This is a genomic window from Enterococcus sp. C46, assembly GCF_040887565.1.
GTDB lineage: Bacteria > Bacillota > Bacilli > Lactobacillales > Enterococcaceae > Enterococcus_B > Enterococcus_B lactis.
On record NZ_JBFOGA010000001.1, the window covers coordinates 130,190 to 142,847 of the forward strand.

8 protein-coding genes and 1 pseudogene are annotated in these 12,658 nt (G+C 39.9%); 7 read left to right on the forward strand and 2 right to left on the reverse strand.

Translation table 11 applies throughout. The features are described from left to right. Window positions 1-69 precede the first annotated feature (69 nt). The 4 genes from nifJ (at window position 70) to glmM (ending at window position 7,386) form a co-directional block, all read left to right on the forward strand. Window positions 70-3,762, forward strand: coding sequence for a pyruvate:ferredoxin (flavodoxin) oxidoreductase (gene nifJ, locus AB3I27_RS00660; RefSeq protein WP_002334747.1), 3,693 nt, complete (start codon window positions 70-72; stop codon window positions 3,760-3,762). A gap of 188 nt (window positions 3,763-3,950) precedes the next feature. Further along, window positions 3,951-4,838, forward strand: a complete 888-nt coding sequence (gene cdaA / locus AB3I27_RS00665; RefSeq protein WP_002287821.1) for a diadenylate cyclase CdaA — start codon at window positions 3,951-3,953, stop codon at window positions 4,836-4,838. Then, complete coding sequence (locus AB3I27_RS00670) at window positions 4,835-6,007, forward strand: CdaR family protein (protein ID WP_325907979.1); 1,173 nt, start codon at window positions 4,835-4,837, stop codon at window positions 6,005-6,007. Before cdaA ends, AB3I27_RS00670 begins: the two co-directional genes overlap by 4 nt. Window positions 6,008-6,030: 23 nt before the next feature. After that, window positions 6,031-7,386 (forward strand): phosphoglucosamine mutase, encoded by a 1,356-nt coding sequence (gene glmM / locus AB3I27_RS00675; RefSeq protein WP_002292085.1) that lies wholly within the window; start codon window positions 6,031-6,033, stop codon window positions 7,384-7,386. A 348-nt stretch (window positions 7,387-7,734) separates the two neighbouring features. On the opposite strand, the gene AB3I27_RS00680 is transcribed toward glmM, so the two are convergent. After that, entirely contained in the window at window positions 7,735-7,959 is a 225-nt protein-coding gene (locus tag AB3I27_RS00680) for a hypothetical protein (RefSeq protein ID WP_002306487.1), read from the reverse strand. A 149-nt stretch (window positions 7,960-8,108) separates the two neighbouring features. Between AB3I27_RS00680 and AB3I27_RS00685 the strand changes: the two are divergent. Continuing rightward, a pseudogene (locus AB3I27_RS00685) lies at window positions 8,109-8,957 on the forward strand (helix-turn-helix domain-containing protein). A 159-nt stretch (window positions 8,958-9,116) separates the two neighbouring features. Here AB3I27_RS00685 and glmS read toward each other — a convergent pair. After that, complete coding sequence (glmS, locus tag AB3I27_RS00690; protein ID WP_002306489.1) at window positions 9,117-10,922, reverse strand: glutamine--fructose-6-phosphate transaminase (isomerizing); 1,806 nt, start codon at window positions 10,920-10,922, stop codon at window positions 9,117-9,119. A gap of 407 nt (window positions 10,923-11,329) precedes the next feature. On the opposite strand from glmS, the gene AB3I27_RS00695 reads away from it, so the two are divergent. Both AB3I27_RS00695 and sppA read left to right on the forward strand, forming a co-directional pair. Then, a complete protein-coding gene (locus AB3I27_RS00695; protein WP_002297551.1) occupies window positions 11,330-11,620 on the forward strand; it encodes a hypothetical protein in 291 nt (96 codons plus the stop codon). Between the two features lie 12 nt (window positions 11,621-11,632). Then, window positions 11,633-12,658, forward strand: a complete 1,026-nt coding sequence (sppA, locus tag AB3I27_RS00700; protein ID WP_002309012.1) for a signal peptide peptidase SppA — start codon at window positions 11,633-11,635, stop codon at window positions 12,656-12,658.

Sequence of the window (12,658 nt, forward strand, 5' to 3'; positions counted from 1 at the left end):
AAAAAATGGAATATTTTACGTTATAATGGAACAGATAATAAGAGAGAATATGAACAAGGATGATGAATCATGCGAAAAATGAAAACAATGGACGGCAATACGGCAGCCGCGTATATTTCTTATGCTTTTACCGAGATTGCTGCAATATATCCGATAACGCCCAGTTCGACCATGGCTGAATTAGTCGATCAATGGTCAGCAGCAGGAAAAGAAAATGTATTTGGTCAACCAGTAAAAGTAGTGGAAATGCAATCCGAAGCAGGAGCAGCTGGCGTGGTTCACGGTTCACTGAAAACTGGTGCGCTGACAACTACATATACCGCCTCACAAGGGTTGCTTTTGATGATACCGAATATGTATAAAATTGCTGGGGAACTACTGCCAAGTGTTTTTCACGTTGCTAGTCGGGCAGTGACGACGAATGCTTTAAATATATTTGGAGATCATGGAGACGTGATGGCTGCAAGACAAACAGGGTTTGCGATGCTAGCTGAAAGCAGTGTGCAAGAAGTGATGGATTTGACACCTGTTGCCCATCTTGCTTCCATTGAAGGCGAATTGCCTTTTTTGAATTTCTTTGATGGGTTCCGTACGAGTCACGAAATTCAAAAAATCGAAGTTTTGGAATATGAAGAATTAGCTCCTTTGGTCAATCAGGAGAAGTTAGCTTCTTTTCGTAAACGTGGGATGAATCCCAATCATCCGACAGTTAGTGGCACGAACCAGAATCCAGATATTCATTTTCAACAACGGGAAACAATCAATCCGTATTATGATAAGTTACCTGCAATCGTACAAAAATATATGAAAGAGATTAATCGATTACGAGGTACTTCTTATGATTTGGTGACTTATTACGGAGCAGCTGATGCAGAAGAGGTCATTGTTTCGATGGGATCAGTTGCACAGACGATTGAGCAAACAGTTGATTATTTGAATGCAAACGGACGGAAAACAGGTTTTTTGAATATCCATCTTTATCGACCTTTTCCAGTGGAAACATTTGTGCAAAAGTTACCTCATACAGTAAAAGCAATCGCTGTTCTTGATCGAAGTAAAGAGCCAGGAGCAGGGGGAGAACCCCTTTTATTAGACGTTCAAAGTGCGTTATATGATTCTGAATTTCGCCCGGCTATTATTGGCGGTCGCTACGGATTAGGTTCGAAAGATGTGACACCCGATCAAATCTCGGCAGTTTTTGATGAATTGCAAAAAGATCCAAGTATACGCAAAAAAAGGTTCACCATTGGGATCGTGGATGATGTGTCTTATCAATCTTTGGAAACAAAAGAAAGTCTAGATTTAACAGAACCGCAAACATTCCAGGCAAAGTTTTGGGGATTTGGATCTGACGGAACAGTTGGTGCAAATAAATCAGCCATCAAGATTATCGGGGATCACACAGACAAATATGCTCAAGGCTATTTTTATTATGATTCGAAAAAATCTGGCGGTCTAACTGTCTCTCATCTGCGTTTTGGAGATACGCCGATACGTTCAGCGTATCTTGTCGAGCATGCGGACCTTGTTGCTTGTCACACACCAGCTTACCTGCATAGCTATGACTTAGTCAAAGGATTGAAGCCAGGTGGAATCTTTTTACTGAATACTCTTTGGAGTGACGAACAATTAGAAACGCATCTGCCCATAAAATTAAAACGTTACTTGGCTGAAAATAACATTCGGTTCTATACGATCAATGCCATGAGATTGGCCCAAGAAGTTGGTTTGGGACGACGGATCAATACGGCAATGGAAACAGCATTTTTTAAATTAGCTGACATCATTCCATTTGATGAAGTGATTCCGTTGCTAAAAGAAGAAGCACTAAAAAGCTACGGGCATAAATCAATGGCTATCGTAGAAAAAAACATACAGGCAATCGATCGGACAATCGAACTGCTTCATGAAGTTGTGATTCCAGAAAATTGGAAAACATTGGAGATGCCTGAAAAAATCAATAAAAGGAACAAGGGGTATGTACAAGAAATCCTTGAGCCAGTGAATGCGCAGGAAGGGAATCATCTCTCTGTTGGTACGCTTGTAGCAAATGGAATGACAACTGGCGAAATGCCTTTAGGAACGGCTTCTGTTGAAAAGCGAGGTGTCGCTTTAGAAGTACCTGAGTGGATTAGTGATCGCTGTACGATGTGTAATGAATGTGCCTTTGTGTGTCCACATGCTGCCATCCGTCCATTTTTAGCAGATGAAGAGGAAATGGAAGAAGCACCAGAAGGATTTATCGTGAGAGAAATGAGAGGCGCAGACGGCGTAAAATACCGTATCCAAGTTTCAGTGGAAGACTGTACAGGTTGTGGTCTGTGTGTAGAGGCTTGTCCCGCAAAAGGCAAAGCTTTAGTGATGAAACCTTATGAAGAACAGAAAGAACAAGCTATGAATTGGGCTTTTGCGATGACGCTAAGACAAAAAGAAAATCCAGTGAAAGGGAAAAATACGGTTTTATCGACACAATTCAACCAACCACTTCTTGAATTCTCAGGCGCTTGCTCAGGCTGTGGCGAAACACCTTATGTAAAATTATTGACACAAATGTTCGGCGATCGAATGATGATTGCGAATGCGACAGGCTGTTCTTCTATTTGGGGCGGTGCCTCTCCAGCTTCGCCTTATACGACAAACGAATGTGGTCAAGGGCCTGCATGGTCAAATTCTTTATTGGAAGATAATGCTGAATTTGGTTATGGTATGCTTCTGGCGGCACAGACTCGTCGTGAGGCTTTGGCAAATTCAATCAAAGAAGTATTGCCAAAAGTGTCAGAAGAACTGCGAGAATTGATGGAAGACTGGTTGGAACATCTCTTTGAGAGTGAAGGAACGCAACAAAGAGCAGCAAAACTGCAAGCAGCGATCGAAAATGAACGATCAATTGTCCCTGAACTGGAAGATATATACAAGAGAAGAGATCTATTCGTAAAAAACAGCCAATGGATGATTGGCGGAGATGGATGGGCTTACGACATTGGTTTTGGCGGGATCGATCATGTACTTGCCAGCGGAGCAGACGTAAATATCCTTGTTTTGGATAACGAAGTCTATTCCAATACTGGCGGTCAAACCTCAAAAGCAACACCAGCTTCGGCAATCGCTAAATTTTCAGCTAGTGGAAAATATGCTTCAAAGAAAGACTTAGGGATGATGGCGATGACATATGGGAATGTCTATGTAGCACAAATCGCTTCAGGGGCCAATCAAATGCAGACAATCAAAGCATTTGAAGAAGCAGAAAAGTATCCTGGCCCTTCTTTGATTATTGCCTATACACCTTGTATCACACATGGCTTGCTTGGTGGAATGAAAGAATCGCTTAAAGAAGCAAAAGAAGCTGTTTCTTCTGGTTATTGGTCATTATATCGATATAACCCTACAATGGTCGAAAAAAACAAGAAACCAATGACTTTGGACTACAAAAAACCTGATTTCTCTACTATGCCTGATTTCATGAGGAAACAGGTTCGCTTTTCTTCACTAGAGAACGCAAATCCAAATCTTGCAAAAGCTTTATTTGAAAAGACTGTCCAAGATGCTAAAAAACGTTTTTACAACTATGCTGCACTGTCAGGAGAATTAGAAAAAATCAAGAAAAGACTTGAACCAGAAGAGTCCATTGATGTAGTCGTTAAAACGAGAAAAGAAAAAACGACGGATCTTGAAGCGGAAGAAAGAAGAGCTGCCCGAAGAGCCGCTCGAGCAGAACGACGTAAAAAAATGGAACACGTTACAGAAGAAAAAAGTGAAAAATAACAGAAAAAATGTAATGAATAATTCTCTGAGGTTTAAAAATTTTTATTCTAGAGAAAAATAAAACGCATACTTGTAATTTTCTTGAAAATTATGTGTTTTTCTCAAGAAAAAAACGAGTAGATCAGCCTCTAAAATTAAAACATATGATATACTAGAGAGGAAATCTCAAAAGAGAAGAGAGGCTTTTTATGTCATTTCAAATCGGGGAACTTTTTAATTTGGACTATTGGCAGCAAATGTTTTCCGGTGACTTGTTCTCTCTGAATTTTTTGGTGAACATACTTGATATTCTGGTTGTCTGGTATCTTGTATACAAACTGATCCAACTGCTGCGAGGCACAAAAGCGATTCAGCTTCTGAAAGGTGTAGCTATTTTTATTGTTATCCGAATCGTAGCAGAAATCATTGGTCTGCACACCTTGTCTTGGCTGATGAACCAAGTCATCACGTACGGGGTGATAGCTGCTATCGTGATTTTTCAGCCGGAAATCCGGAGAGGACTGGAACATCTTGGACGCAGTTCGCTTTTCAAACAATCAAAAAGCGAACAGCAGGAAGATGAGAAGATGATCTTGTCTTTTGACAAAGCCATCCAATATATGTCCAAGCGAAAAATCGGTGCGCTGATCACTATCGAACGTCATACTGGATTAGATGAGTATATTGAGACAGGGATTGCTTTAGATGCAGATATCACTGGGGAGCTGCTGATCAATATCTTTATTCCTAATACACCGCTGCATGATGGTGCAGTTATTGTAAAAGAAGGAAAGATCGCAGTAGCAAGTGCCTATCTTCCTCTATCAGAAAGTATGTTGATCCCTAAAGAATTCGGGACTCGACACCGGGCAGCTGTCGGTATAAGCGAAGTCAGCGACGCGATCACCATCGTTGTCTCTGAAGAAACCGGGGACGTCAGCATCACGTTAGATAATGAACTGATGGCTGGCTTATCCCAGCAAGAATATTTGGCAATCTTGCGTAGAGAATTAATTGCTGAAGAGAAAACAAAAAATAAGAAAAACGTGATTCAATCTTTCCTAGACGGTATGACTAAGGGAGGGGATCGCAAATGATCTCAAAAGAGAAACGGACAAGCATTCTTTACAGTTTTATTGCATTGCTGTTCAGTATTGCAATGTACTTCAATGCAAATGGACAGTCCGTTCAAAACACGCTTTCTGGAAATGAAGCGTATAATCAAACAGTCACTGGTGTGCCAATCAAAATTTCTTATGATTCGCAACGCTATTATATCCATGGATATGAAAACACAGTGACGGTCAAACTTTCCAGTGCAAACCGAGTCCAGTTGAATGCAGAAGCAAACGAAGATACACGGATGTTTCGCATCACTGCAGATATCACTAAGCTTGGCGAAGGAACACATGAAGTTCCGCTGAAAATTCAGAACTTGAGCAGTGCTGTCACAGCAAAGATGGAACCAGCAACTATTACAGTAACGGTTGAGAAAAAGGTGACAAAAGATTTCGATGTGGAAACATTGATTCCTTCAACGATCACACCATCTGGATATGAGCTGGATGATACTTCCGTTAGTCCTAAAAAAGTCTCTATCACTACAGGTGATAAAACGTTGGCCGAAATCAAACGAGTAGTAGCTGATGTAGATGCTTCGATGGTCACGGATGATGGAATCAATAGTGAAGTGCCGATACAAGCGCTGAACGCAGCAGGAGAAATATTAAGTATCATTTCCGATCCAGTGCAAGTAACTGTGAAAGCTGATGCAATCAAACCAAGCAAAACGGTACGACTTTATGGGACGCAACAAGGAACACCGGCTGCTGGGGTTAAAAGCTATGATTTCAGTTTTTCAGACCTGGAAGCAGAAGTAAGCGGATCTAGCGATTTGCTTGCGTCAATCGGCGACAGTATCGTTGTACCAATCAATGTCTCAGGAATCAGTCATCGAACAACTCGTAAAATCGAAATACCAGTAGAAGAAGGACTAAGTATCAAACCTAAATCAGTCAGTGTGGAGATTACACCCGTAATGCAAACGTCAAGCAGCAGCTCCGCTTCGACGAGCAGTCGGACACAAGAAGATACAAATATAAGTACAAGCACCACATCTGCTGATTCAGTAACGGTACCTTCAACAACAACGTCCATCTCTTCTAGTTCGGAATCTGCAACAAGCAGTTCATCCACGAGTACAGAAGAAACGTCGCAAACAAGCGAATCAACACAAATGAGCAGAACAAATTCCTCGGAAAATTAAGTTAAAGGAGTAATTTTACAACTATGGGTAAATATTTTGGAACAGACGGCGTCCGCGGTGAAGCCAACAAGGAGCTTACGCCAGAACTTGCATTTAAGCTGGGACGATGCGGAGGTTATGTCCTAAGCCAGCATGAAGAAGAAGGAAAACGCCCACGCGTACTAGTGGGGCGGGATACAAGAATCTCAGGTCAAATGTTAGAAGAAGCGCTGATTTCAGGACTTTTATCGGTGGGTATCGAAGTGTTCCAACTAGGTGTGATTTCTACGCCAGGTGTTGCTTATCTGACACGGTTACAAAAAGCAAGTGCAGGAGTGATGATCTCTGCTTCTCACAATCCAGCGCAGGATAATGGAATCAAATTTTTTGGTGCAGACGGTTTTAAATTAGTAGATGATCAAGAACTAGAAATCGAAGCATTGTTGGATGCAGAAGTAGATGAATTGCCTCGTCCATCAGCTGACGGTTTGGGAACTGTAGAAGAATTTCCAGAAGGTTTATTGAAATATTCTCAATTCCTTGTTCAAACGATCAATGGCGATCTTTCCGGTTTGACGATTTGTGTCGATGCAGCAAACGGAGCAACTTCAACAAGTGTCAATCGTTTGTTCGCTGATCTTGAAACAGACTTCTATACAATGGGCACAAATCCAGATGGTTTAAACATCAATGATGGGGTAGGTTCTACGCATCCAGAACGTTTAGCTGAGATGGTCGTTGAAAAAGGAGCGGACGCTGGTCTAGCTTTCGATGGCGATGGCGATCGCATCATCGCGGTAGATGAACTTGGGAATATCGTCGATGGTGATAAAATCATGTTTATCTGTGCTAAATACTTAGCAGAAAAAAATCGCTTGAAAAAAGACACCATCGTTACAACTGTGATGAGCAACTTAGGCTTCCACAAAGCGGTAGAAGGAATCGGTCTGAAAGATGTCGTTACACAAGTCGGTGATCGTTATGTTGTAGAAGAAATGCGCAAAAACGATTATAATTTTGGTGGCGAGCAGTCTGGACACATGATTTTCTTAGATTTCAACACAACTGGTGATGGGATGCTTTCAGGAATTCAGTTGTTGAATATTATGAAACAGACGGGTAAAAAATTATCTGAGCTTGCAGCAGAGGTAACGATTTATCCGCAAAAATTAGTGAATATCCGTGTAAGTGATAAAAATGGTGCGATGGATGTTCCAGCAATTAAAAAAGTGATCGAAGAAGCAGAAGCTGAAATGGGGTCAGAAGGTAGAATCCTAGTTCGCCCTTCCGGCACAGAACCATTACTTCGTGTGATGGCAGAAGCGCCTACCGATGAGAAAGTCAATTACTATGTCGATAAAATCGCAGCAGTAGTCAAAGAAGAAATCGGTCTAGATTAAGAACCTAAGGTAGAAGAGAAAAAGCAAAGACTAGTGACGGTTATTCGTCGCTGGTCTTTGCTTTTTCTTTTATTTAAAAACATATAAAAACATATTGTGTAAGAAATATTATACCAATGTAAGAGATGAAAAAACTCAACATCACTAGTAAAATAGCACGTTTGCGTGCTTTATCTGCTTTTAATCCTATTTTTTTGTGGATATGATCAAGAATAATATAACTAGGAATTTGAGCCAATAGATAGACGTAATAATAGTTTTGCCCGTCCGCAATAAGGAAGTACAAAACAAGAGAAGCAACTATACTATCAAAAAAGAGAATAGACCAGCGTAAGAGCGTTAATTTTGTTACCATCGAAAATCATAGGTAGAACTCCAGCGTGCTTCAGTCAAGGTTATTCTACCAGTCCCTCTATTGCCGTTAGCATCTTCATAACTATCATTTTTGTAAACATCAGGCTTGATAGTGGTAGTATCTAATTCAGAAGCAAGGGAGACGATTGCAGTAGAAGTCAGGACGAGTGAGGAAACAACAATTGTAGTGACAAAAATAATAAGCATTTTTCTTATCATAGGACAACCTCCATTTTGTTTTTGTTATAATATAAGTATAATAGTTTCTTTGTTACCCTTATATTTTATAATCATCGAATTGTTTTTGGTAGATTTGTTGCATAAGCTCACAAAAATTTTGGAGGGAGAAAAAATTGAGGTTTGGCGAAATGTATCGATTTATAAGGAAAGGGAAAGGAATGACTCAAAAAGAAGTTTGTAATGATTTTTTAGATAGGACAACTCTTTCGCGGATTGAAAAAAATGAGACGGAGCCAAGGTTTGAAAATTCTTGTTATTTATTAGAGAGGATAGATGTATCTTTAGATGAATTTAGATATTTGGCAAATATAGATAATAGAGATAATAGAGATAATAGAGATAATCGTACAAGGCTTATTGAGGATTTTTATTTCTATTATTTCAAATACAGAAAGTGCACAGATAAGAAAGTTGTATAGACGATGTTTAGAATTTACATCTACTTGTTCAGATAAAAAAATAGAAGAAATCCTGTTGATTTTACGCTTGTATTTATCTGCTGATCCTATAGACTTTGATAAAACAGAATTCAAAGGGTTGGTGACTCCGATTTGGCAGCGGCTTTCAAAAATAGAGGTGTGGACATTAAGAGATATTCAAATATTTGCGATCATTTCATTTCATCTAGAAATCAGCACGTTAGAAATAATGTATCCTATTCTATTAGCTACGCTTGATAGATATAATCGATTGGATGTTGTCGATACAGTAAGGCTGACACTTTTGATGAATATCTCTCAAATATATATACAAAAAAACTTGTAGAAGATGGCCGATACATGTTGAATCTAGCAAAAGATATGGCGAAACGAGCAAAACGAGCTGATTATCTAGGCATGATCTTCGTAAGATTGGGGTACTGCCAAAACGATACAAAATTAATGCAAAAAGGGTTTGATTTACTTGAAGTAGTTGAAGAAACGGAATTAAAAGCCAAATTATTAAAGGAACTCCAATATTATAGACAGAGAAAGTGAACGATTTATTTAAACGAGGTTTTAAAAAGTAAACGGGAAATGAAATAAAGTAAAAATACCGAACACTAAAAATCAAATTTTTTTGGTGTTCGGTACATACTATGCTTTTATTTTTTTACAAAAGACTGCAAAAATCAAATGATTTCCCGTACAGAAACGTTACTCAACTGTTACTGATTTCGCCAGATTACGTGGCTTGTCAACGTCAAACCCTCGTAACAGTGTGGCGTAATAGGCAAGTAATTGAGTCGGTACGACTGTGGCAAGAGTAGACAGATAAGGGTGGACTGCTGGCAGTACTAGTTGGTCATTTTCCTTTTCTAATCCTTCTGAGACGATAACTAATGTTTTAGCGCCACGGCTTTCGACTTCTTTCAGATTACCTCGAGTATGCGCGCCAGTCACTTCTTCACTGATGATTCCGATCACGGGTGTTCCTTCTTCAATCAAAGCAATTGTTCCGTGTTTCAATTCACCAGCAGCAAAACCTTCTGCCTGGATGTAACTGATTTCTTTCAATTTCAAAGCGGCTTCAAGAGAAACGTTGTAGTCTGCCCCGCGTCCGATATAAAAAGCATTTCTTGTGTCACTGAGGTATTCTGCAGCCAGCTCCTCTAAATAATCTTTCTGGGCAATGACCGATTCCATCGCATTTGCGACTAAACTCAATTCATGAGTGATATCGAACGAAAGAGAAGTTTCTACTTCTTTTTTGTCACCGATAGCTTTGGCTAATAAAGTCAGTACTGCTATTTGTGCAGTATAAGCTTTCGTTGATGCTACTGCAATCTCAGGTCCGGCATGCAACAATAGGGTGAAGGATGCTTCTCGCGAAAGAGTAGAGCCAGCAACATTTGTAATCGTAAGTGAAGGATAGTCAAGACGGTTGATTTTTACCAGCACTTGCCGACTGTCCGCTGTTTCGCCACTTTGACTCAAGAAAATAAAGAATGGTTTTTGTGAAAGAAGAGGTGTGTTATAGCCGAATTCACTGGCTAAATGAACCTCGACAGGAATCTGTGTCAATTCTTCCAAAGTCTGTTTACCAGCTAATCCCGCATGGTAACTAGTTCCGCAAGCAACGATGTAGATTCGATCGCTGTCAGATAATGTATCGATCAGTTTTGGATCAAGAGGGACTCGATTGTCTTCTGTTACGTATTTTTGAGCAATACGGCGCATGATAATAGGCTGTTCGTCGATTTCTTTCAGCATATAAAAAGGATAGGTGCCTTTCTCGATATCTGAAGCATCTACTTGCGCTTCAAATGAAGAACGTTCCATAATGTCGCCCGCAAAATTTTGGATAATAATTTTGTCTGATGTAACGGTAACCATCTCTTCATCTTCGACCTCGACGAATTTCTTCGTATGAGCAAGCATAGCCATTGCATCGCTAGCAATTACATTGAATCCATCACCAAGTCCGACTAACAATGGGCTTTTGTTTTTCGCTACATAAATCACATCAGGTGTTGTACGATCAATCAAAGCGAAAGCATAAGAACCTTTGATGACGCGCAAAGCTTTTAAAAATGCCTCTTTTGCCGTCATATCCTTCGCAAAAGTTTCAATCAGATGAGCGATAATCTCAGTATCTGTCTCACCGATAAAGTGATCATCTGTTAAATAAGCATTTTTAAGTTCTTCGAAGTTTTCGATCACGCCATTATGGACAAGTACGAAACGCCCGCTTTGTGAAGTATGTGGATGGGCATTTTCCTCAGATGGTTGTCCGTGGGTTGCCCAACGTGTATGGCCGATGCCTATATTTCCTGTAGTATCAGAAGTTATTCTATCTTTTAAATTTTGGATTCTGCCTTGTGCTTTGACTAAATGATCTGTCGTGCCATCTGAGACAAAGATGCCAGCTGAATCATAACCGCGGTATTCCAATTTTTCTAGCCCGCCAATCAATCCTGGTGTTACATTTTTTAATCCAATCATTCCAACAATTCCGCACATAAAAAACATCCTACTTTCTATAATGAATTCGTATGAATGCTTCCAGCTGCAGGAAAATCCTTTTGTTTTATCTTTGCAGATACTTTTTGTGGATCTTCTGTAGAGTGCAGTCCCTAGGGTCATCCGCCGAATCTTTCGATAAACCCTCTCCTCGTCATCTGTTTACACAGACCAGGCGCTTTCCTAAAAGGTATAACTATCCTCCTTTTTTGTTTTTTATCTGGAAACATTTAAAATCATACCCTTTTGCGAATGTTTTTGTCAACAAAAAAAGAATAAAAATAAATTGGTATATATCGAATTGCCTTTTGGGTGTGCGTTTTGTATCCAAAAATAATCGGTTTTTGTCTATCATCTTTTTCAGGAGTTCGGTACAATAGAAAGTAATAGGATGAAGGAGGAGAAAAATGGATTCAAAAATTGAAATCATGACACTTGGAATGTTAAAAAAACAATTGTCCGAATTTGAAGCATCAGCTGGTGTATCAGATGATACAAAAATATTTTTAGATACTGGTTGGGATAGCATCCAGGAAATCGCACCTGATGCCTTGGAAGTTGTCCAAGCGCGAGAGTTTACGGTAGAAGATGAATGGACAAAAGAATCATTTTCCGGGTATGCGCGTGAAGAAAAAGCAGAGCGGTTCGACGCTTCCGAGCAGTCAGAAACTGTAATCGTCATAAAAAACTTGTATTAGAAAGGAGAAAGAATGAATAAAAAACGTTGGGCAGCAGTTCTGATTGCTGCGGGATTATTTGTGGTTTCGTTAGTTTCGGCGAGTTTGACTAACCCTCAGGAAAACAATCAAGTCGAAGGGTTGAACAGTTGGTTATACGGGGATGAAGAGTTAGTACCAAATGTGTTGGAAGAGGGAGACAGTACGCAAAAAATCGTAAAACTGACAGTAGATGGAACGATTGCTGCAGGAGGATCTTCTGGCTTATTTGCTTCTGAAGGTTATAACCATGAAAATTTCATGGAACAACTGAAAGCTGTGGAAGAAGATCCAACAGTTAAAGGAATCTTTTTAGAAGTAAACTCTCCTGGTGGTGGTGTCTATGAAAGTGCGGAAATCGCTAAGAAATTAGATACGATCCGTAAAGAACATGATATCCCGATGTATGTCAGTATGAAAAACATGGCAGCTAGCGGTGGTTACTATATTTCTGCTCAAGCAGATAAAATCTTTGCAACCGAAGAAACAGTGACCGGTTCAATTGGTGTGATCATGTCAGGATTGAATTATTCAGGGCTTTTAGAAAAACTGGGTGTGGAAGACACAACAGTGAAAAGTGGCGCGTTGAAAGATATGGGATCAGGAACACGCCCAGAGACAAAAGAAGAGGAAGCAGTGCTTCAAGCGTATATTGATAGTGCGTATCAACGATTTGTAAGAATCGTTAGCGAGGGACGGAATAAATCTGAAGAAGCAGTCAAAAAAATAGCAGATGGAAGGATTTATGATGGTGTCCAAGCAAAAGAAGTAGGTTTAGTTGATGAATTGGGATTCCCTGAAGACGCCTTACAAGCTATGCGAAAGGAACAAAAGCTTGAAGATGCTGAATTAGTAGAATATTCCTCCCCATCATCTGGATTTGCCAGCACATGGTTAGGAAGCAAACTGGCAGAGTTCCAAGGATTGAAATCTTCTGAAACTAGTCAGATCTTATCAATACTTGAGAATCTCGGAACTGCAGAATCACCAAAAGCAATGTATTATTACGGAGGTGAGTAA